Annotated in this window: 24 protein-coding genes; 10 read left to right on the top strand and 14 right to left on the bottom strand. The window is 62.0% G+C overall.

Features of this window, described 5'->3' with window-relative positions:
* Positions 1 to 7: 7 nt before the first annotated feature.
* Positions 8 to 799: a YfaP family protein gene (locus GXB78_RS19595; RefSeq protein WP_329516653.1), complete on the bottom strand. Its 792-nt coding sequence runs from the start codon at positions 797 to 799 to the stop codon at positions 8 to 10.
* A gap of 275 nt (positions 800 to 1,074) precedes the next feature.
* On the opposite strand from GXB78_RS19595, the gene GXB78_RS19600 reads away from it, so the two are divergent.
* From GXB78_RS19600 to GXB78_RS19620, 5 genes are all read left to right on the top strand, one after another.
* Positions 1,075 to 2,208: a Fic family protein gene (locus GXB78_RS19600; RefSeq protein WP_329516654.1), complete on the top strand. Its 1,134-nt coding sequence runs from the start codon at positions 1,075 to 1,077 to the stop codon at positions 2,206 to 2,208.
* A 105-nt stretch (positions 2,209 to 2,313) separates the two neighbouring features.
* Positions 2,314 to 2,556: an exodeoxyribonuclease VII small subunit gene (locus GXB78_RS19605; protein WP_329516655.1), complete on the top strand. Its 243-nt coding sequence runs from the start codon at positions 2,314 to 2,316 to the stop codon at positions 2,554 to 2,556.
* Positions 2,553 to 3,440, top strand: coding sequence for a (2E,6E)-farnesyl diphosphate synthase (ispA, locus tag GXB78_RS19610; RefSeq protein ID WP_329516656.1), 888 nt, complete (start codon positions 2,553 to 2,555; stop codon positions 3,438 to 3,440). The genes GXB78_RS19605 and ispA overlap by 4 nt, the downstream gene beginning before the upstream one ends.
* 91 nt (positions 3,441 to 3,531) lie before the next feature.
* Positions 3,532 to 5,430, top strand: coding sequence for a 1-deoxy-D-xylulose-5-phosphate synthase (gene dxs, locus GXB78_RS19615; protein WP_329516657.1), 1,899 nt, complete (start codon positions 3,532 to 3,534; stop codon positions 5,428 to 5,430).
* 140 nt (positions 5,431 to 5,570) lie between these two features.
* Positions 5,571 to 7,457, top strand: a complete 1,887-nt coding sequence (locus tag GXB78_RS19620; protein WP_329516658.1) for a TonB-dependent receptor domain-containing protein — start codon at positions 5,571 to 5,573, stop codon at positions 7,455 to 7,457.
* 104 nt (positions 7,458 to 7,561) lie between these two features.
* Here GXB78_RS19620 and GXB78_RS19625 read toward each other — a convergent pair whose 3' ends face one another.
* The 12 genes from GXB78_RS19625 to nrdR all read right to left on the bottom strand — a co-directional run bounded on the left by GXB78_RS19625 (position 7,562) and on the right by nrdR (position 16,524).
* Complete coding sequence (locus GXB78_RS19625) at positions 7,562 to 8,362, bottom strand: cobalamin-binding protein (protein WP_329516659.1); 801 nt, start codon at positions 8,360 to 8,362, stop codon at positions 7,562 to 7,564.
* Positions 8,362 to 8,781: an MFS transporter gene (locus tag GXB78_RS19630; protein WP_329516660.1), complete on the bottom strand. Its 420-nt coding sequence runs from the start codon at positions 8,779 to 8,781 to the stop codon at positions 8,362 to 8,364. Before GXB78_RS19630 ends, GXB78_RS19625 begins: the two co-directional genes overlap by 1 nt.
* Positions 8,778 to 9,395: a GTP cyclohydrolase II gene (gene ribA / locus GXB78_RS19635; RefSeq protein ID WP_042610616.1), complete on the bottom strand. Its 618-nt coding sequence runs from the start codon at positions 9,393 to 9,395 to the stop codon at positions 8,778 to 8,780. The genes GXB78_RS19630 and ribA overlap by 4 nt, the downstream gene beginning before the upstream one ends.
* Before the next feature lie 250 nt (positions 9,396 to 9,645).
* On the bottom strand, positions 9,646 to 10,383 hold the full coding sequence (locus tag GXB78_RS19640; RefSeq protein ID WP_329516661.1) for a substrate-binding periplasmic protein: 738 nt from the start codon (positions 10,381 to 10,383) through the stop codon (positions 9,646 to 9,648).
* Between the two features lie 25 nt (positions 10,384 to 10,408).
* Positions 10,409 to 10,912, bottom strand: coding sequence for a phosphatidylglycerophosphatase A family protein (locus GXB78_RS19645; protein ID WP_253496222.1), 504 nt, complete (start codon positions 10,910 to 10,912; stop codon positions 10,409 to 10,411).
* Positions 10,909 to 11,874, bottom strand: coding sequence for a thiamine-phosphate kinase (gene thiL / locus GXB78_RS19650; protein WP_329516662.1), 966 nt, complete (start codon positions 11,872 to 11,874; stop codon positions 10,909 to 10,911). Before thiL ends, GXB78_RS19645 begins: the two co-directional genes overlap by 4 nt.
* A 27-nt stretch (positions 11,875 to 11,901) precedes the next feature.
* The gene (gene nusB, locus GXB78_RS19655; RefSeq protein WP_325718426.1) at positions 11,902 to 12,402 is read right to left on the bottom strand and encodes a transcription antitermination factor NusB; all 501 of its coding nucleotides are present in this window, start codon (positions 12,400 to 12,402) and stop codon (positions 11,902 to 11,904) included.
* Entirely contained in the window at positions 12,399 to 12,875 is a 477-nt protein-coding gene (gene ribH, locus GXB78_RS19660; RefSeq protein ID WP_042610620.1) for a 6,7-dimethyl-8-ribityllumazine synthase, read from the bottom strand. The genes nusB and ribH overlap by 4 nt, the downstream gene beginning before the upstream one ends.
* Before the next feature lie 233 nt (positions 12,876 to 13,108).
* A complete protein-coding gene (gene ribBA, locus GXB78_RS19665) occupies positions 13,109 to 14,200 on the bottom strand; it encodes a bifunctional 3,4-dihydroxy-2-butanone-4-phosphate synthase/GTP cyclohydrolase II (protein WP_064364013.1) in 1,092 nt (363 codons plus the stop codon).
* 16 nt (positions 14,201 to 14,216) lie between these two features.
* Positions 14,217 to 14,882, bottom strand: a complete 666-nt coding sequence (locus GXB78_RS19670) for a riboflavin synthase (protein ID WP_329516663.1) — start codon at positions 14,880 to 14,882, stop codon at positions 14,217 to 14,219.
* Positions 14,883 to 14,929: 47 nt separating this feature from the next.
* A complete protein-coding gene (gene ribD, locus GXB78_RS19675) occupies positions 14,930 to 16,063 on the bottom strand; it encodes a bifunctional diaminohydroxyphosphoribosylaminopyrimidine deaminase/5-amino-6-(5-phosphoribosylamino)uracil reductase RibD (RefSeq protein ID WP_329516664.1) in 1,134 nt (377 codons plus the stop codon).
* A complete protein-coding gene (nrdR, locus tag GXB78_RS19680; protein ID WP_007910946.1) occupies positions 16,060 to 16,524 on the bottom strand; it encodes a transcriptional regulator NrdR in 465 nt (154 codons plus the stop codon). Before nrdR ends, ribD begins: the two co-directional genes overlap by 4 nt.
* A gap of 128 nt (positions 16,525 to 16,652) precedes the next feature.
* On the opposite strand from nrdR, the gene GXB78_RS19685 reads away from it, so the two are divergent.
* The 3 genes from GXB78_RS19685 (at position 16,653) to trxA (ending at position 18,772) form a co-directional block, all read left to right on the top strand.
* Positions 16,653 to 17,117 (top strand): YbaY family lipoprotein, encoded by a 465-nt coding sequence (locus GXB78_RS19685; RefSeq protein WP_042610623.1) that lies wholly within the window; start codon positions 16,653 to 16,655, stop codon positions 17,115 to 17,117.
* On the top strand, positions 17,114 to 17,770 hold the full coding sequence (locus GXB78_RS19690; protein ID WP_329516665.1) for a class I SAM-dependent methyltransferase: 657 nt from the start codon (positions 17,114 to 17,116) through the stop codon (positions 17,768 to 17,770). The genes GXB78_RS19685 and GXB78_RS19690 overlap by 4 nt, the downstream gene beginning before the upstream one ends.
* Positions 17,771 to 17,899: 129 nt before the next feature.
* Entirely contained in the window at positions 17,900 to 18,772 is an 873-nt protein-coding gene (trxA, locus tag GXB78_RS19695; protein ID WP_329516666.1) for a thioredoxin, read from the top strand.
* Positions 18,773 to 18,860: 88 nt separating this feature from the next.
* Here trxA and GXB78_RS19700 read toward each other — a convergent pair whose 3' ends face one another.
* Positions 18,861 to 19,220, bottom strand: a complete 360-nt coding sequence (locus tag GXB78_RS19700) for a hypothetical protein (RefSeq protein WP_329516667.1) — start codon at positions 19,218 to 19,220, stop codon at positions 18,861 to 18,863.
* Positions 19,221 to 19,348: 128 nt separating this feature from the next.
* Between GXB78_RS19700 and GXB78_RS19705 the strand changes: the two genes are divergently transcribed.
* Positions 19,349 to 19,915, top strand: coding sequence for a hypothetical protein (locus tag GXB78_RS19705; protein ID WP_329516668.1), 567 nt, complete (start codon positions 19,349 to 19,351; stop codon positions 19,913 to 19,915).
* A gap of 153 nt (positions 19,916 to 20,068) precedes the next feature.
* Positions 20,069 to 20,662 carry a DUF2796 domain-containing protein gene (locus GXB78_RS19710; protein ID WP_329516669.1) on the top strand — a complete coding sequence of 198 codons (594 nt, stop codon included), beginning with the start codon at positions 20,069 to 20,071 and terminating at the stop codon, positions 20,660 to 20,662.
* Positions 20,663 to 20,763: the final 101 nt, after the last annotated feature.

The raw sequence follows: 20,763 nt of genomic DNA on the forward strand, positions 1-20,763 counted from the left end.
GGGATGCTTAATAGTTGAAAGTCTTGACCAGCAACAGATCACCGATCGCCCGCAGAGGCACGATGAAGGTTTCGCGTTTTTCGTCGACGGTGTTTTCGTTGAGCACCAGGGTGATCTGCGAGGTGATCACCTCGTTCTGGTTGCTGGTCTCCTCGAAGTTATAGCCGCCATCGCCGTAGTTGCCCCAATAGTTGACGTAGACCAGATAGGTGCCGTGCAGCGGCGCGGTCATGGTGAACATTTCCGGGCCGGGGCCGTCGACGCCATCCGGGTCGAGGCCGCCGCCATTGCTCAGCGCTGGCCGCGACCAGAACGCATGCTGACCGTCGGGTGTGACAACGTGCAGATCCAGCTCGGCTTTCGGGTCGTCCCATCCCAAGACAAGACGAATCCGCGCCGGCGTGCGCAGATTATTTGCTTCATAAAATTGCACGCGCTTGAGCGACTGGCCTTCGGCGCTGATCACTTCAACGCTGTTGGAGCCGGCGCCGAATGCGTAGGGCCGGGCGAAACGCCCCTGATCGTCGGTGTACAGATTCAATGGATTGCCGTTGACGGCGAGGCTGTGCGGCGGGCGCACGTGCCCGATGGCCATGAGCTGGCCCTGGATCATCGTGCGATTGCGCTGGATGCCGCGATCGATCGGCGGCGTCGGGTAGGCGACCTGCGGATTTTCCGAGCGATCGAGCAAGCCGTGATAACGCCAGCCGCCGACCGGCTCGGACAACTCTGCAGTCGGCGCCGCCCACAGCGCAGGCGCGCAGGCAAGGCCGATCAACAGCAAAAGAAATGAACGCATGTGACGCCTCCTGCCATGCCTTGAACGAAACCTTGCACCCGATCCTCGGTACTTCACAGCGGTGAACTGCGTTTCGTCTGACTGGCCCGCAACTGTCGGGCCGTAGAAGCGGCGAAGATTAGCGATTCGGCAGTTTTTTAACAATCGGATACATGTGTGATTGCTGTAGGAATTGCGCTTTCGAGCATGCGTGAGCCGAATAGCGAAGTTATTCGGCTCACCAAATGAGCCGAATAGCGCTATTATTCGGCTCACGCATGTAGGAAAGATGATCGATGACCGCGCACTGGATCTGGCAACAACCCGATTGGCCTGACTTCAACTGGCAAGCCGAGCGCCTCGCACCGCTGCTGCGCGAGTGCGTGCAGACACAGGGCCAACTCCTTGGCATGGCTGGTTCAGTCGGCGAATCGATGAGCGCGCAGAGTGAGCTCGATGCGTTGCTCCAGAACATCGTGACCTCTTCTGCCATCGAAGGTGAGCAACTGAATGTCGGTTCCGTGCGCTCCTCTCTGGCGCGACGGCTGGGCCTGGAATGGATTGATCGCGAGAGCGTCAGCCAGCGTAGCGAAGGGTTGGCGCGGTTGATGCTCGACGCCACCCACGGTTTCGACGAGCCGTTGACCCTGGCACGCTTGCTGGAATGGCACACATGGCTGTTTCCGGCCGAAGAAACGACTTTCAGTGCCCGATCGATGCTCGTCGGCACATTGCGTGGCAAGGAACCGATGCAGGTGGTATCCGGGCGACTCGACCGGCCAACGGTTCACTTCGAAGCGCCAGCGCGCCAAGGGCTGGAACAGCAAATCGAGCGATTCTTGAACTGGTTCGAAACCAGCCGCGCTCAGGTTTCGGTGGATCCGCTGTTACGCGCAGGCATCGCGCACTTCTGGTTTGTCACTCTGCATCCATTCGATGACGGTAACGGTCGTCTGACTCGCACCATCACCGATCTGGCACTGGCTCAAGGCGAAGCGCAAGCGATCCGCTTTTACGCCATGTCCGCGAGCATTCTCGAGGATCGAACCGGCTATTACCGGATTCTGGAATCCAGCCAAAAGGCCACGCTCGATATCACCGAATGGCTGACATGGTTTTTGCAGACCTTGCTGCGCAGCCTGCAGCAAGCCATCACCCGGATCGACTCGGTATTGGGCAAAACCCGGTTCTGGCAGGCGCACCGTGAATCCGACCTTTCAGCGGAGCAGATCAAGGTTCTCAATCGCTTGCTCGACGGCGGTGAGCGCGGTTTCGAACAGGGCCTGAGTGCCGGGCAATATCAATCTGTTGCGAAAGTGTCCAAAGCCACCGCGACCCGGCATCTCGCCGAGTTACTGGAGAAAGGTTGCCTGCGACGCTTGCCGGGCGGAGGACGCAGTACACGTTACACAATTAACTACCCGGAGTGACTCCCCGACCGTTATCGAGAGGCTTGGTGACGGCCCGCTCATTTGCCCATACCCCCCCTATCTGCTAGTGTCGCGCCGGTTTAACGTCTACCGGAAATTGCCGCCATGGCCCGCAAAAAAGCTGCACTGGATTTCGAACAATCCCTCGCCGACCTGCAAACACTGGTCGAGCGTCTGGAGAACGGTGAATTGTCGCTGGAAGACTCGCTGACCGCTTTCGAGCAGGGCATCGGCCTGACCCGTGACTGCCAGGCGGCGCTGGCCCAGGCCGAGCAGAAGGTGCAGGTACTGCTGGAGCGCGATGGCGAGCTCGCCGAGGAACCCTTCGAGGCGGATGAGCCAGAATGATTGCGGCGTATTCGGCGAGCAGTCAGGCCCGGGTCAATGCGGCGCTGGAGACCCTGTTCAACGCGCCGTTGCCGGAACTGGCGCGGCTCTACGAAGCGATGCGCTACAGCGTGATGAACGGTGGCAAACGCGTGCGTCCGTTGCTGGCTTACGCCGCGTGCGAAGCCCTCGGTGGTCAGGCCGAACAGGCCAGCGGCGCGGCGTGTGCGGTCGAATTGATCCACGCCTATTCGCTGGTGCATGACGACCTGCCAGCGATGGACGACGACGATCTGCGGCGCGGCCAGCCGACTACCCACAAGAAATTCGACGAAGCCTGCGCGATCCTCGCCGGTGACGGCTTGCAGAGCCTGGCCTTCAGCGCCCTGCTCGACCCGCGCCTGAGCGATTGCAGCAGCGAAATCCGTCTGCAGATGGTCACCGCGCTGGCCCATGCCGCCGGTCCGGCGGGCATGGTTGGTGGCCAGGCCATCGATCTCGGCTCGGTCGGCCTCAAACTCGATCAGAAGACCCTCGAACAGATGCACCGGCACAAGACCGGCGCGCTGATTGAAGTCAGCGTCAAGCTCGGCGCCCTGGCCAGCGGCCGCGCCCAGCCAGATCAGCTACAGGCCTTGCAGACTTATGCACAGGCCATCGGCCTGGCATTTCAGGTGCAGGACGACATCCTCGACGTGGAAAGCGATACCGCCACCCTCGGCAAGCGTCAGGGCGCCGACATTGCCCGGGACAAGCCGACCTACCCGGCGCTGCTCGGCCTCGACGCCGCCAAGGCCTACGCTCTGGAACTGCGCGACCAGGCCGTGCAGGCACTGCGACCGTTTGACGCGGCCGCCGAGCCGTTGCGCGAGTTGGCCCGGTATATCGTCGAGCGACGCAACTGACGGCGTATCGGCCAAAAAATACCAACGCGTGGGCAGGGGGCGATGCATCAGGTAAACTGCCGCATCTTTTATACCTATAACGATTCGCCTGATGCCCACGACGTTTCATGAGATTCCCCGCAAGCGCCCGACCACGCCCCTGCTCGACCGCGCGAACACGCCGGACGGCCTGCGCCGGTTAGGCGAAGCCGAGCTGGAAACCCTGGCCGATGAGTTGCGCCTGGAATTGCTCTACACGGTCGGCCAGACCGGTGGGCATTTCGGTGCCGGCCTGGGCGTGATCGAGCTGACCATCGCGCTGCATTACGTCTTCGACACTCCGGACGACCGTCTGCTGTGGGACGTCGGGCATCAGGCGTATCCGCACAAGATCCTCACCGGTCGCCGCGAGCGCATGGCCAGCCTGCGTCAGAAGGACGGCATCGCCGCGTTCCCGCGTCGCTCCGAGAGCGAGTACGACACCTTTGGCGTCGGCCACTCCAGCACCTCGATCAGCGCCGCGCTGGGCATGGCCATTGCCGCCCGCCTGCAGGACAGCGATCGCAAGGCCATTGCCGTGATCGGCGACGGTGCGCTGACCGCCGGCATGGCGTTCGAGGCGCTCAACCATGCGCCGGAAGTCAACGCCAACATGCTGGTGATCCTCAACGACAACGACATGTCGATCTCGCGCAACGTCGGCGGGCTGTCGAATTATCTGGCGAAGATCCTTTCCAGCCGCACCTACGCGAGCATGCGCGAGGGCAGCAAGAAAGTCCTCTCGCGCCTGCCCGGCGCCTGGGAAATCGCCCGTCGCACCGAAGAATATGCCAAGGGCATGCTGGTCCCCGGCACCCTGTTCGAAGAGCTGGGCTGGAACTACATCGGCCCGATCGACGGCCACGATCTGCCGACATTGATCGCCACCCTGCGCAACATGCGCGATCTCAAAGGCCCGCAATTCCTGCACATCGTCACCAAGAAAGGCAAAGGCTTCGCCCCGGCGGAAGTCGACCCGATCGGTTACCACGCGATCACCAAACTCGAACCACTGGACGCCCCGGCCGCCGCGCCAAAAGCCGCCAGCGGGCCGAAGTATTCGGCGGTGTTCGGCGAATGGCTGTGCGACATGGCGGTGGCTGACGCGCGTCTGGTCGGCATCACTCCGGCGATGAAGGAAGGCTCGGATCTGGTGGCATTCAGCGAGCGTTTCCCCGAGCGTTATTTCGACGTGGCGATTGCCGAGCAACACGCGGTGACGTTCGCCGCCGGCATGGCCTGCGAAGGCGCGAAACCGGTGGTGGCGATCTACTCGACGTTCCTGCAACGCGGTTACGACCAGTTGGTGCACGACGTCGCGGTGCAGAACCTCGACGTGCTGTTCGCCATCGACCGCGCCGGCCTGGTTGGCGAGGACGGCCCGACCCACGCCGGCAGCTTCGACCTGTCGTACCTGCGCTGCATCCCGGGCATGCTCATCATGACCCCGAGCGATGAAAACGAACTGCGCAAGATGCTCACCACCGGCCACCTCTACAATGGCCCGGCGGCGGTCCGTTATCCACGCGGCAGCGGCCCGAATGCAGTCATCGAAAAAGATCTCGAACCGATCGAAATCGGCAAGGGCATCGTCCGTCGTCAGGGCAGCAAAGTCGCCATGCTGGTGTTCGGCGTACAACTGAGCGAAGCCTTGAAAGTCGCCGAGAAGCTCGACGCCACCGTGGTCGACATGCGTTTCGTCAAACCGCTGGATGAAGCGCTTGTGCGCGAGATCGCCGGTAGCCACGAACTGATCGTGACCATCGAAGAGAACGCGATCATGGGCGGCGCCGGTGGCGCGGTCAGCGAGTTTCTCGCCCGCGAGAACATCCTCAAGTCGATGCTGCACCTGGGCTTGCCGGATATTTATGTCGAGCACGCGAAACCGGCGCAGATGCTCGCCGAGTGCGGGCTGGATGAGGCCGGGATCGAAGCGTCGATTCGCCAACGGTTGGCATTGCTCAACAGCTGACGCAATCCCTTGTAGGAGCTGCCGAAGGCTGCGATCTTTTGATCTTGCTCTTCGGCAGCTCCGGAACCCTTAAAAAGCAAAATCAAAAGATCGCAGCCTTCGGCAGCTCCTACATGGTTTTGCAAAGACCATAGATTGCCATGAACCTCTCCCGCCTCGCCCTGCCCTTGCTCCTCCTGCCAACCGCCAGCGCCCTCGCCGACACCTTCGAACGTGATCAGGCGCTGAAGCTGCCGGACACGCTGATCAGCGCCAACCGTCAGGTCGAGGCGCGCAACGACAGCAGCGCGGCCAACACCGTGTTCACCCGCAAAGACATCGATCGCTTGCAGCCGAGCGACGTACCCGATCTGCTGCGTCGCGTGCCGGGCGTGCAAGTGGCGCAGACCGGCGGGCGCGGCAGTCTGCCGGGGATCTACATCCGCGGTACGCAGTCGGCGCAGAGTCTGGTGCTGGTCGATGGCCAGCGCATCGGCAACTCGACCTCCGGCGACAGCAACCTGCAGCATCTGAACATCGAGCAGATCGAACGCGTCGAAGTGCTGCGCGGTTCGCGCTCGGTGATTTATGGCAGCGACGCGATTGGCGGGGTGATCCAGATTTTCACCCGGCGCGGCACCGAGCAAGGCTTGCAGCCACGACTGCATCTGGGCTTCGGCAGTCAGCAGACATGGGAACGCAGCCTCGGCTTGTCCGGCGGCGACGACAAAACCCGTTTCAACCTCGGTGCCAGCCTTGATGAAACTGCCGGGATCGACCGCACCCACGAGTCGTATCCAAGCGACGGCGATCATGACGCCTACCGCAACAAATCCCTCAGCCTGAGCCTCAGCCACGCGTTGACCGAAGACATCGAAGTCGGCGCCAATCTGTTGGATAACCGGGGCAGGAGCGAATTCGACAATCCGTTCGGCCGCTTCGACATAGACACGTTCGAGTCGGTGCAGCAGCAGCCGTACAGCGATTTCAATGTCAGCAGCATCAGCAGTTATGTCGATGCGCGGGTTAACGAAACCTGGAAAACCCGCGTCGAATTCGGCCACAGCGAAAACCGCGAAAAGACCTTCGACAAGCTCAGCGACGAGCGCACGGTGTTCAACACTTATCGCGACTCGGTGAACTGGCAGAACGACCTGACGCTGGACGCACGCAACAGCCTGATCCTCGGCGGCGACTGGTACGAAGACCGGGTCAACAGCAGCACTGCGTTCGACGAGGACAGCCGCTGGAACCGCGCAGCCTTCATCCAGCATCGCTATCAGGCTGACAGTTTCTCCACCGAGATCGGCCTGCGCCACGACGACAACCAACAGTTCGGCGGCCAGAACACCTGGAGCGGCACCTTCACCCTGCCGCTGAATCCAGATAACGACGTGCTGCTGAGCTACAGCGAAGGTTTCCGCGCGCCGACCTTCAACGATCTGTACTACCCGGACTTCAGCACCCCTGACCTGAAGCCGGAAACTTCGAAAAGCTACGAATTGCAATGGCGCACTCAACTGAGCGACAGCGCGCGTCTGGAGGCTTCGATTTACCGCACCGACCTGCAGGACGCGATCATCTTCGGCAGCAATTCACGCCCGCAGAACGTTGCGTCGGCGCGGATCAATGGCTTTGAAGCGACGCTCAAGCAGGATCTGTTCGGCTGGCAGAGCAATCTCGGCGTGGCGATCATTGATCCGCGCGATCGCGATACCGGGCACACACTGGCGCGACGGGCGCGGCGCACGGCCAGTTGGGATCTGGATCGGCAGTTCGATCGTTTGGGGCTCGGCGCCAGTTGGCAATTGGTCAGCAGCAGTTACGACGACCTGAACAACACCCAGTCGCTGGGGGGCTACGGCACACTCGGGCTGCGCAGCAGTTGGGCGCTGAACCGTGAGATCAAGCTGGATCTGAAGGTCGACAACCTGCTGGACAAGGGTTACAGCCGGGCGAATTACAGCTATGACGGCGCGCAGTATGGCTATCGTGAGGAAGGTCGAGCGTGGATGTTCGGGGTGACATGGACCCCGGAAATTCGCTGAGATCCAATGTAGGAGCTGCCGAAGGCTGCGATCTTTTGATCTTGATCTTCGGCGGCTCGACACCCGCCAAAACAATGTCAAAAGATCGCAGCCTTCGGCAGCTCCTACATGTCCGGCGCGATCAATTGGCAGAGCTTGGCGGTCGCACTGATCATCTGACCACTGGGTCTTTCAAGACCTTTATCACTGACCAGCAACAACCGCCCCTGCCTGACCGCCGCCACCTGCGTCCAGGCCTTCCACGCTTCGAGCTGGGCCTGGTCACCGGCAATAATCACTTCCGGATCACGCTGTAACACAGCTTCGATACTCACCTGCGGCGCCGGCAGATTCAGATCGGCGAACACATTGCGCGCGCCGCACACCTCAAGCGCATCGCTGATGATCTGTCCGCCCCCGACGGTGTACAGCGGCTTGTCCCAGACTTGATAGAAAACCCGCAGCGGTTCGTCACGGCGATAACGCTGGCGCAGATCATTCAGCTGCTTGCGCAATTCGGCCGCCCGTTTCATCCCACGTTCAGGACGCCCGAGCTGTTCGGCAATGGCTTCGATCTGCGCGGCGAGTTGCGCCAACGTGTGCGGCTCGGCGACGAAGGTGGGGATGTTCATGCGTTTGAGCTGATCACGCTGCCCCGCGCCGACGCTGCCGGGCCAGAGCAAGAGCAGATCCGGTTTGAGACTGAGCAAACGCTCCATGTCGAGCTGACCATAGCGGCCCACGGACGGAACATCGGCAATCGCCGCCGGCCGCTCGCCCGCATCCAGCACGCCGACCAGCAGGTCGGCGGAATCCAGTTCAACGACGATTTCAGACAGCGAGGGCGCGAGGCTGACCACCCGCAATGCAGCCAGCGCCGGGCTGCTCAGGGCGAGCAGCAGAACCGCCAGCCACAGCCGACGCATCAACCGAGTTGACGCGGAATACGGTAGAGGTAGAACAGCACCGCGGTCGACAGCGCCAGCAGCATCAACGGTACGGCTTCGAGGCCGACGAACACCGCCAGTGCGCCAGTCCACGCCGGCAAAGACGCCACCAGTAAAGCCGCACGCCGACGTGCGGCAAGGGCGATCCAGGCGGCGGGTTCATCGGCAGTATCGAGGGCTTTTTGCGTGGCGATCAGCGCGTGTTTGTAGCGAGAGAAATACTTCAGGCTGACGAACATCGAGGCCACGCCGGCGATGAACAAGGGCATCGCCAACACCGGCAACAGGCCCTGGCCTTCGCCGAACAGCGCGTTGAGCACGAACAGCGGCAACAGGGCCAACGCCAGGTATTGCCACCAGGCCACCGACAGCCGACGTCGCACCTGTCCGCGGGTCACGCGCGGTCGACCTCGCCCTGATGCTCGTTGCCCATCATGTGGTCGAGCTTGCTGGCCTTGGTCGCCAGGTAGAGTTTGTTGTGCGGATTGTGGCCGGTGTGCAGCGGCACGCGCTCGGCGACGACGATGCCCATGTCGGTCAGTGCTTTGACCTTGCGCGGGTTGTTGGTCATCAGGCGCAGGGATTTCACTCCCAAATGCTCGAGCATTGGCAGGCACATGGCGTAGTCACGCTGATCGGCGGCAAAGCCCAGACGCTCGTTGGCTTCCACGGTGTCGGCGCCGCCGTCCTGCAACTCGTAGGCGCGAATCTTGTTCAGCAGCCCGATGCCGCGGCCTTCCTGACGCAGATACAGCAGCACGCCACGGCCTTCGCGGGCAATCGCCTGCAACGCGGCTTCCAGTTGCGAGCCGCAGTCACAGCGCTGGCTGAACAAGGCATCGCCGGTCAGGCATTCGGAGTGCAGGCGGCCAAGTACCGGGGCGCCATCGGCAAATTCACCGAGGCTCAGCACGACGTGCTCACGCCCGGTGCTCTCATCGAGAAAGCCGTGCATGGTGAATTGCGCAAAAGGCGTTGGCAGCTTGGAAGCGGCGACGAAGACGACAGGCACCGATGTGCTCCTGATCTAGAAGACTGAAAATTCGCAGGCCGGCATTGTAACAGCAGGTTCCTGTAGACGCTTAGGCTGAATTATCGGGCATAACGATCAAAATGTTTGATGACACTGGCGCCAGCACCGCCGCTCCCTGTAGGAGCTGTCGAGTGCAACGAGGCTGCGATCTTTTGATCTGCTGCTGTAGATCAAGATCAAAAGATCGCAGCCTCGTTGCACTCGTCAGCTCCAAGGTATGTGGTCGGCCTCAGTTCGGGTTGAACGGATACGGCTGCTTCCACTTCTGGAAGACCGGCTTCAACTCCCCGCTCTTTACCAGTTCCGCCATGCGCCGGTCATACAGCGCCATCAAGGCCCGGGCCTGTGGAGTATTGGCAAAACCGAGAAACAGCGGCAGTTCGGCCAGATGCGAATAACGATATTGCGCTGGATCTGCCGCGGCGCGCACAACTCCTTCAATCTCGGTCAGTGCGTCGATGTAGTAATCCGCCCGCCCCTGCTTGAGCATCAGCAGAATGCCGGTGCGCCGTTCGATCTGGTTGAAGCGCTTGATGTTCGGCAGATAGTTTTCGTAGCGGTAGCCGCGCACCCAGGCCAGGCGGTATTTGCCCAGTGTCGCCTGGGTCGGCGGCGGGCTGCTGGCCAGGCCGAGCGCGTAGATGTGATCGGAGTCGAATTTCCACTGCGGATACAGCACATGCTCGGCTTCGTCGCGGTAGGAGCCGACCAGCGCGTCGACTTCCTTCAACTGCACCAGCCCGATCGAACGGGTGTACGGCACGGTGCGAATATCCAGCTTCACCCCGGCCGGCTCGAAGACTTTGCGCAACACGTCCCAGGCCAGCCCGTGACCGTCGGCGGCGGTGTAGTCCTGCCAATCTTCACTGGCCAGGTGGATGACCGCAGGCACAGGCGCGGCGCTCTGCGCATGGGCGAACGTGCCCCAAAGAGCCAGAAGCAGCAGCGCCAAACCGCGTCGCAGCATTGCGTGTTTCCTCACTGGATTCGAATCAGGCAAATATCCATACCAGCCCTTGCATCGCCGCCCATGCAAACACGCCGGCCAGCACATCGTCGAGCATGATGCCGACGCCGCCGTGCACATGTTTATCGATCCAGCGGATCGGCCACGGTTTGAGAACATCGAAGAAGCGGAACACCAGAAAACCAGCGAGCAACCAGTACCAGCCTTCCGGCACCAGCCACAAGGTTATCCACATGCCGACCATTTCGTCCCAGACGATGCCTTCGTGGTCGTGCACGCGCAAATCGTCGGCCACTTTGCCGCACAGCCAGAAGCCGAACAGCATGGTGATGCCGAGCATCAGCCAATAACCCCAGTCGGGCAGCATCTGCCACAACGGAATGAACGGCAGCGCCACCAGCGAGCCCCACGTGCCCGGCGCCTTGGGCAAGGTGCCGGAGCCGAAGCCGAACGCGAGGAAATGCCACGGATTGCGCCAGACCGAAGGAGGCACGAATTCGGCAGGGACCTGTTTCGGGTGATCTGTCACGGTGTCTCCTGAAAATGTTGGTAGCCGCGAATTTGCGGGGTGATGTCGCGCCCATCGCGATCCAGCAGGACCACGCCCTGGCCCGACGCCACGCGCCCGATCACATGGATCGGCCAGCCATCGCCCAGCAGTGCCGGCAACGCGGCGGACGGCAAGGTGAAGGCCAGCACGTAGTCGTCGCCACCGCTCAATGCCGCACGCTCGGCACCGCGCTGACCGAGAAACGCGACTAAAGCATCCGACAACGGTACGCGCTCGCGTTCAATCTCAAGTCGTACCTTCGATGCCAGCGCGATATGCCCGCAATCGGCGAGCAGGCCGTCGGAGATGTCCAGCGCCGCCGTGGCCTTGCCGCGCAGGGCCTGACCGAGCGCCAGTTGCGGCTGTGGCGACCAGTAATGATCGAGCAGCGGCTGGCCGACCTCGGGCGCGGCATCACGCTGGCCCAGCACCAGCGGCAAGGCGCCGGCAGCGTTGCCCAGTTCGCCGCCGACGCAGAGCAGATCACCGGACTGCGCGCCGCTGCGGGTCAACGCCTGCCCTGCAGGTACGCGGCCGAACACGGTGACCGTCAGGCTCAACGGCCCGCGCGTAGTATCACCGCCGACCAGTGCCACGCCGCAGCCTTGCGCCATCTGGTTCAAACCACGGGCGTAGGCTTGCAGCCAATCGGCAGTCACCGTCGGCAAAGTCAGGGCAAGAGTAAAGGCAACGGGCGCGGCACCCATGGCGGCCAGATCGCTGACCGCGACGGCCAGCGAACGCTGGCCGAGCAGAAACGGATCGCAGGGGTCGGCGAAATGCACGCCGGCCACCAGCGTATCGGTGGAAACCGCCAGCTGTTCCCCAGCGGGAACCGCCAGCAAGGCGCAGTCGTCGCCGATCCCCAAAGCAACGCCCTCGCCGCCCTGCGCACAAGGCGCGGCGGCGAAGAAATTGCGGATCAGCTCAAACTCGCCCATGGCCGAGAAAAAGTGTTCAAGCGCCGATCAGCGCTTGAACGCCTTCACTTCAGCTTCACGCAGGCGCGGGGCCAGCTTGTCGAGCACGCCGTTGACGAACTTGTGGCCGTCGGTCGAACCGAACACCTTGGCCAGCTCGATACCTTCGTTGATCACAACACGGTACGGCACGTCGACACGCTTGAGCAGCTCCCAGGTCGACAGGCGCAGAACCGCCAGTTCAACCGGGTCCAGCTCTTCGATCGCCAGATCCAGGCATGGCGTCAGGGCGGTGTCGATTTCGGTCTTGAACTGCGGAACCCCGTGGAGGATTTCACGGAAGTAGGCGCCGTCGACATCGGTGAAATCGTTATCAACGCGAAACTGCGCTTCGATCTCGTTCAGCGATTGCTTGGCCATGTGCCATTGGTACAGCGCTTGGGTCGCGAGCTGACGGGCTTCGCGGCGCTTGGCGCTTTTCGACGGCTTGCCGGCATCCGCAGGTTTCGGATCGCGCGGGTTGAAACGATCGCTTTCGTCGCTAATCACTTGGCCTCCAACTGCGCCAGCAGGCTGACCATTTCCAGAGCGGACAAGGCAGCTTCGGCACCTTTGTTACCGGCCTTGGTGCCGGAACGCTCGATGGCTTGCTCGATGGAATCAACGGTCAGTACGCCAAATGCGACCGGTACGCCGAACTCCATGGAGACCTGGGCCAGGCCTTTGGTGCACTCGCCAGCCACGTATTCGAAGTGCGGAGTACCGCCACGAATGACCGCGCCGAGGGCGATGATGGCTGCGAACTCGCCTTTCTGGGCGACTTTCTGCGCAACCAGCGGGATTTCGAAGGCGCCCGGTGCGCGGATGATGGTGATGTCGCCTTCGCTCACGCCATGGCGAACCAGGGCATCAACGGCACCGCTGACCAGGCTTTCAACCACGAAGCTGTTGAAACGGCCCACTACCAGAGCGTAGCGGCCTTTAGGGGCGATGAAGGTACCTTCGATGGTCTTCAGGGTCATTCGTCAGTTCTCTTAAAGAGCCGGGACGCGTCTCGTACGCATCCCTCAGTGATATAAGCCGCGATTTCATGGCCGGAAACACCGCATTGCTGCTCGATGATGAACCTGTGGCGAGGGAGCCTGCTCCCGCTGGGCAGCGGAGCGGCCCCTTGTGTGGGCGCTGCGCACCCAAGCGGGAGCAAGCTCCCTCGCCACAATCGATCTACGTCAACAATGCCGAATTCACCGGGTCATTATTCGGAGGGCACGTATTCTACAACTTCCAGATCGAAACCGGATATCGCATTGAACTTCATCGGTGCCGACATCAAGCGCATTTTGCGCACGCCGAGGTCACGCAGGATCTGCGAACCGGCACCGACAATGCTGTAGGTGGTCGGTTTTTTCGGCGCTGCCTGCTCACCGGTTTCGCGGATATGCGCCAGCAACACGTCGCCATCGAGCGGGTGACCGAGCAGCAGCACCACACCGCTGCCGGCCTCGGCGACCGCAGCCATGGCGGCGCGCAGGCTCCAGCGCCCCGGCTGCTTGACCATCAGCAGGTCGCGCAGCGGGTCCATGTTGTGCACGCGAACCAGGGTCGGCTCTTCGGCGCAGACAGTGCCCAGCGTCAGGGCCATGTGCACGTCGCCTTCCACCGAATCACGATAGGTCACCAGGTTGAATTGGCCCAGTTCGCTGTCCAGCGGCTGCTCGGCAATCCGCTGAACGGTACGTTCGTGGATCATCCGGTAGTGAATCAGGTCGGCAATGGTGCCGATCTTGATGTTGTGTTCAGCGGCGAACGCTTCAAGCTCAGCGCGACGGGACATGGTGCCGTCGTCGTTCATCACTTCGCAGATCACCCCGCTCGGCTCGAAACCGGCCATGCGCGCCAGGTCGCAAGCGGCTTCAGTGTGGCCGGCGCGCGCGAGGGTGCCGCCGGCCTGGGCCATCAGCGGAAAGATGTGGCCCGGGCTGACGATGTCTTCAGCCCGGGCGTCTTTGGCGGCAGCCGCTTGCACGGTGCGCGCGCGATCCGCAGCGGAAATACCGGTGGTCACGCCCTCGGCGGCTTCGATCGATACGGTGAACTTGGTGCCGAAACCGGAACCGTTGCGCGGCGCCATCAGCGGCAGCTTCAACAATTCGCAACGCTCGCGGCTCATCGGCATGCAGATCAGGCCACGGGCGTGCTTGGCCATGAAGTTGATGTGTTCGGCCTGGCAGCATTCGGCGGCCATGATCAGGTCGCCTTCGTTCTCGCGGTCTTCGTCATCCATGAGGATGACCATCTTGCCTTGGCGGATGTCTTCAACCAGTTCTTCGATGCTATTGAGCGCCACAAGGCACCCCCTTCAGTCAGGATTTGAGATAGCCGTTTTGGGCCAGAAAGCTTTCGGTGATGGTGCTGCCGGCGGTCTTTTCTGCAGCCTTGTCACCCAGCAGCAGACGCTCCAGATAACGCGCCAGCAAGTCGACTTCCAGGTTCACCCGGCGGCCCGGCTTGTACGCAGCCATGATGGTTTCGCTCAAGGTGTGCGGAATGATCGTCAGCATGAATTCGGCGCCATCGACTTCGTTCACGGTCAGGCTGGTGCCGTCGACGGTGATCGAGCCTTTGTGGGCGATGTACTTGGCCAGTTCTTTCGGCGCGCGGATGCGAAATTCCACGGCGCGGGCATTGTCGCTGCGCGAGACCACTTCGCCGACACCATCTACGTGACCGCTGACCAGATGCCCGCCGAGACGGGTGGTCGGTGTCAGGGCTTTTTCCAGATTGACCGGACTGCCGCTTTTCAGGTCATTCATGGCGGTGCAATCGAGGGTTTCGCGGCTGACGTCGGCGGCAAAGCCGTCACCCGGCAATTCGACGGCGGTCAGGCAAACGCCGTTGACCGCGATGCTGTCGCCGAGTTTGACGTCGCTCAGGTCGAGCTTGCCGGTTGCGACGTGCACCCGCACATCACCGCCCTTTGGGGTCAGTGCGCGGATACTGCCGATGGATTCGATGATGCCGGTGAACATGGGGTTCTCCTTGAGAACGGGGCCAGCGCTAACGCAATGGCCGGGAATTATACGCGGGCTGAAGGGACAGGGATCGCAGTGACTCGCCAGTCATCGCCCACCGCGCGGATTTCAGTGATTTTCAGCTCCGGCGCGTCCTTCATCTGCGCCAGCGGCCAGTCGAGTAACGGACGCGCCGTGGAGCCGAGGAACTTGCCGGCGATGAAGATCACGAATTCGTCGACCAGGCCGAGTTGCGCAAAGGCGCCGGCAAGCCGCGGACCAGCCTCGACCAGCACCTCGTTGGTGCCACGGTTGGCCAGTTCGATGAGTAATTGATGTAAATCGACCTGGCCGTCGTCACCCGGCACGATCAGGCATTCCGGGCCATTGGCGTATTGCTCTTCCACCGCGACACAGGTGGCGACCAGCGCCGGCCCGGCCTTGAAGAACGGCACATCCAGCGGCACCCGCAGGCGGCCGTCAATGAGCACGCGCAGCGGCGGACGACTCATGGCCAGCGCGGTCTGTTCGCTGTCGAGACCGAGCTCGTCAGCGCGCACGGTCAACCGCGCACCATCGGCCAGCACCGTGTCGGCACCGGTCAGCACCACCGCCGCCTCGGCGCGCAAACGCTGCACCGCAGAACGCGCGGCCGGGCCGGTGATCCACTGACTCTCGCCGCTTTCCATCGCTGTGCGACCGTCGAGGCTCATGGCCAGCTTGACCCGCACAAACGGCAAGCCATGTTCCATGCGCTTCAGAAAACCTTGATTGAGCTTGCGTGCTTCCGCTTCCAGCACCCCGCTTTCAGTGGCGATACCGGCCTCGGCCAAGCGCTGCAAGCCGCGCCCGGCGACCTGCGGATTGGGATCACGCATCGCCGCGACGACCCGGGCAACGCCAGCGGTCACCAAGGCATCGGCACACGGCGGCGTGCGCCCGTGGTGGCTGCAAGGTTCGAGGGTCACGTACGCCGTGGCGCCCCGGGCCTGCTCGCCGGCGGCGCGCAGGGCGTGGACTTCGGCATGGGGTTCGCCGGCGCGCTCATGCCAGCCTTCGCCGACAATCTGGCCGTCACGCACCAGCACACAACCGACCCGCGGATTGGGATGGGTGGTGTAGTGGCCCTTGCGCGCCAGCTCCAGCGCGCGGGCCATGAAATGCGCGTCGAGGATCGCCTGCTCGGCGGCGGTGGTCATTCTTTCACCGGTTCGCGGGCGAGGCGGTCGATCTCTTCGCGGAATTCATTGAGGTCCTGAAAGCGCTTGTACACCGAAGCGAAACGGATATAGGCGACCTCATCAAGCTTTTGCAGCTCGGCCATCACCAGTTCGCCGACCACGAGGGATTTGACCTCGCGCTCGCCGGTGGCGCGCAGCTTGTGCTTGATGTGGACCAGAGAGGATTCGAGGCGCTCGACGCTGACCGGACGTTTCTCCAGCGCGCGCTGCATGCCGGCGCGGAGTTTTTCTTCGTCGAACGGTTGGCGGCTGCCGTCGGTTTTGATCAGGCGCGGCAACACCAGTTCGGCCGTCTCGAATGTCGTGAAACGTTCGCCGCAGGCCAGGCATTCACGCCGGCGGCGCACCTGTTCGCCCTCGGCGACCAGACGCGAGTCGATGACCTTGGTGTCGTTGGCACCGCAGAAGGGACAGTGCATGGTGGCTGGCAACAAAAAATGGGAGGGCCATGGTAGCGCATCCCCGTGGCAAGACAAGCCATAGGCTTTGCGGTATACAGAACGGCATGATCGTCTGATCCATGGAATTCATTCTGCCGGAGCCTCCAATGCCGTTACGTCCGCTCGTTTTGCTCAGTCTTTTCAGCCTGCTGGTGGCCTGTGGCAGCGACGCACCCAAGCCGCAACCGCCGACGCCGGGCCCTGCGCCGCAGCAGGCGCAGAAAAAAGCCAAGGAAGCCGCTGAACTCGGCCCGCTGCCGGCGCATCAGCGCGAACTGAGCGGCACCCTGCAAGGCGTGCCGGCCGGCGCCGAAGTCGAACTGGCGCTGCTGGTGATCGACGAAAAGGATCGCCCGCAACAATTGCTCGCCAGTTCCAGCCTGATCGGCAACAACCAGATCCTGCCGTTTCACTTGCGCTTCAACCCTGAGGCGTTTCCGGCCGGCGCACGGGTTGAGCTGCGCGGTCGCGCCAGCCAGTCCGGGCAACTGATTCTGCACCTGCCGTCGCAGACCATCACGCAACCGACCACTCAGGCGTTGGGCCAGCTGCAATTCGTCAAAGCGCCATGACGGCACCGCTCGACCTGCAACAGGCCTTGGGCGAATTGCTCGGCGACGCCAGACTGAAAGCCTGCGCGTTGCCCGGCACCGATTTGCAGCTGTGGTTGATCGATGGCGACAACATGGCCCGCGAGTTCAGCCAGGAAGAAACCCAGCGCATTCTGCATGAGCCGCCCTATTGGAGCTTTTGCTGGGCCAGCGGTCTGGCGGTGGCGCGTTATCTGGCGCAGTTTCCCGATTGGGTGCGCGGCAAGCGCGTGCTGGATTTCGGCGCCGGCTCCGGGATTGCCGGGATCGCGGCGGTGAAGGCCGGAGCGCTGGAAGTGGTGGCTTGCGATCTCGATCCGTTGGCGATCGCCGCGTGCCGGGCGAATGCCGAGCTCAATGATGTGCAGATGAGCTACTCGACGGATTTCTTTGCCGAGGCCGATCGCTTCGATCTGATCCTGGTCGCCGACGTGTTGTACGACCGGGCCAATCTGCCGCTGCTCGATGCGTTTCTCAGTCGTGGGCGCGAGGCGCTGGTGGCGGACTCGCGGGTGCGCGATTTTCGTCATCCGTTGTATGAGCGCATTGAAATGCTCGAGGCGATGACCTTGCCGGATCTGGCCGAGCCGGAGGAGTTTCGGCATGTCAGCCTCTACCATGCGCGGCGTGACTGACGTCGCCAAAAGATCGCAGCCTTCGGCAGCTCCTACTCTGGATAGCGTTCCCATGCAGGAGCTGCCGAAGGCTGCGATCTTTTGCGCCACCCCTTATAGTGCGTTCATTGACGCTTAGAGAGATCCCCCATGAGTCAGCAAACGCCGTACATCTTCGACGCCACGACTGCCGATTTCGACCAGTCGGTGATCGAAGCCTCCTTCAACAAACCGGTGCTGGTGGACTTCTGGGCCGAATGGTGTGCGCCGTGCAAGGCGTTGATGCCGATGCTGCAAGGCATTGCCGAGAGCTATCAGGGCGAACTGCTGCTGGCCAAGGTCAACTGCGACATCGAGCAGGACATCGTCGCCCGTTTCGGCATTCGCAGCCTGCCGACCGTGGTGCTGTTCAAGGACGGTCAGCCGGTCGATGGTTTTGCCGGCGCACAACCGGAATCCGCCGTGCGCGCCTTGCTTGAACCGCATGTGCAGATGCCGCCGCCGGCCGCTGCCGACCCGTTCGAACAGGCCCAGGCGATGTTCGACGACGGTCGCTTCGCCGAGGCCGAAGCGACGCTGGTGACCCTGCTCAATGAAGACAATTCCAACGCCAGGGCGCTGATCCTTTACGCCCGCTGCCTGACCGAACGCGGGGAGCTGGGCGAAGCGCAAACCGTGCTCGACGCGGTCAAGAGCGATGAGCACAAAGCCGCACTTGCCGGGGCCAAGGCGCAGATCCAGTTCCTCGGCCTCGCCCGCGACCTGCCCGACGCCGCCGAGCTGAAGAGCCGTCTGGCGCAAAATCCGCAGGACGATGAAGCGGTGTATCAACTGGCGATCCAGCAACTGGCGCGCCAGCAATACGAAGCGGCGCTGGACGCCTTGCTCAAACTGTTCATCCGCAACCGCAGCTATGGCGAAGGCCTGCCGCACAAGACCCTGCTGCAGGTGTTCGAGCTGCTGGGCAATGATCATCCGCTGGTGACGGTGTACCGCCGCAAGATGTTTGCTGCGCTTTATTAAGATCAAAAGATCGCAGCCTTCGGCAGCTCCTACAGGGGTGTACTCCATTCCAATGTAGGAGCTGCCGCAGGCTGCGATCTTTTGCGGTTCACTCGATCCAGCTGTAGAGCGGCGTATCCCCGCCGCTCACCACTTTCACGTCCGCACTGTGGCGCAAACGCACCAGCAAACGCTTGCCCGCCGCAGCACTGCCGGTCAGCGCTTCCAACTGATCGAGCAGATCCGGCCCGCTGAGTTGCCCGGCCTTGCGCAACAAGTCTTTGGCCACCTGCCACAGCGCATCATCCTGATTCACCGGCTTCGCCGCCGGGGCCGACGCCACTGCCTCAGACTGCGCAATCGGCGCCTGCCCGCTCAGTGCCGAACCGAGCCTGGCCCAATCGCTGTCATCCAGCTCCACCGTCAAATCCACCGGCACCTCGCCGACCGTTCCGCGTATCCGCAACATGAAGTTCGCTCCTGCACTTTTCTGGCCTGCATGCTCCCACGGGACTTGTGCAACGCCAAGCGACGTTGTCCAGTGTGGCGGTTATCGAGCATTCATCTACAGTGTCCTTTTTCTCACAGCACCCTGTAATGAAACGAAGTTACTACGCCCTATTGATGCCCCCACTCTTGCTCATCGTGGCATGGCGCATCTGGTTGCCTGCCGATCTTTCGGCTTGTCCCGCTGACGGGGAAACTGCAGGTCCACTGACCCTTGTTATTCGTGATTACTTTGAGCGCAATAGCCGGACCGACTGGCGAGACATGGATGATCGTTTCGACATACTTTCAACCCCCGAAGGCCAGAGCATAGCGAGTCAACCGAATTCACACACTTGCGAAGCATTGCGGGTACTGCAGAGTCCGGCGTTCAGTCAGAGTGAAAAAATCTTCACCATGGCACTTATGTTCAGACTGCCAATCGACCAGTACATGGCCCTGATGGATCGCAGTCATCAACTCTACACGCAGGGCAAAATGGATAAGGAGGTGCTGACTCTGGTGGTATTTCCGCGCGGAACAGCCATCAACTACTGGTGGCTTCCGGCTTGGCGACAGCGTTTCAGTCGCGATGCCCCGAGCGTGCTCGACGCAAATCTGATCAACGATGTTCTTTCGGGACACTATTGGTTCGACTATCCCGGCGCAGGCTTCTGATTCTGCAAGCATGACATCCAATCCCAGCACCGCCCGCGAACTCATCCCGGGCGGTGCTTAGCCATGTCTTGCGCAATCCCAAGCGCACGGGCACACTCTGCGCACTTTCGTTATAAGATTACATAACAAACTATTCATTTTTCGGAGTTCGCCATGCGTCGTTTGCTGCTTGCTTTGCCGTTTGCCCTGTTGCCGCTGGCCGCTGCCCATGCGGTTGATGAGCACGATCACGATCATGAGCACGGCAGCCTCGGCGCGCACGAGCATGGCGTGGGTCGCCTGAATGCCGCGCTCGACGGTCAGACCCTGGAGCTGGAACTGGAAAGCCCGGCGATGAATCTGGTCGGTTTCGAACATGCGGCCACGTCGGACGCGGACAAGGCCAAAGTCGCTGCCGCCCGGGCGCAGCTGGAAAAACCATTGGCGCTTTTCAGTCTGCCCGCTGCGGCCGGTTGCAAAGTGGTCAGCCAGGAACTGGAAAGCCCATTGTTCGGCGACAAGCCGGACGCCGATGATCACGACGAAGATGAGGCGGACAAGGACGGGCACGAGCATCACCACGACCACAGCGAAATCCACTCGCATTACCAGCTCTCCTGCGCCACACCAGGCGCGCTGAGCAAGCTCGATCTGGCCAACATCTTCAAGACCTTCCCGGCGACGCAGAAGATTCAGGTACAACTGATCAGCGCCAGCGGCCAGCAAGGCACGGAAGTGACGGCGAAATCGGCTGCGCTGAAGTTCTGAAGCGAATGAAGAGCCTCTGTAGGAGCTGACGAGTGCAACGAGGCTGCGATCTTTTGATTGTAAAAAAAGCCAGGATCAAAAGATCGCAGCCTCGTTGCACT

Source organism: Pseudomonas moraviensis subsp. stanleyae (assembly GCF_036283065.1).
Classification (GTDB): domain Bacteria; phylum Pseudomonadota; class Gammaproteobacteria; order Pseudomonadales; family Pseudomonadaceae; genus Aquipseudomonas; species Aquipseudomonas stanleyae.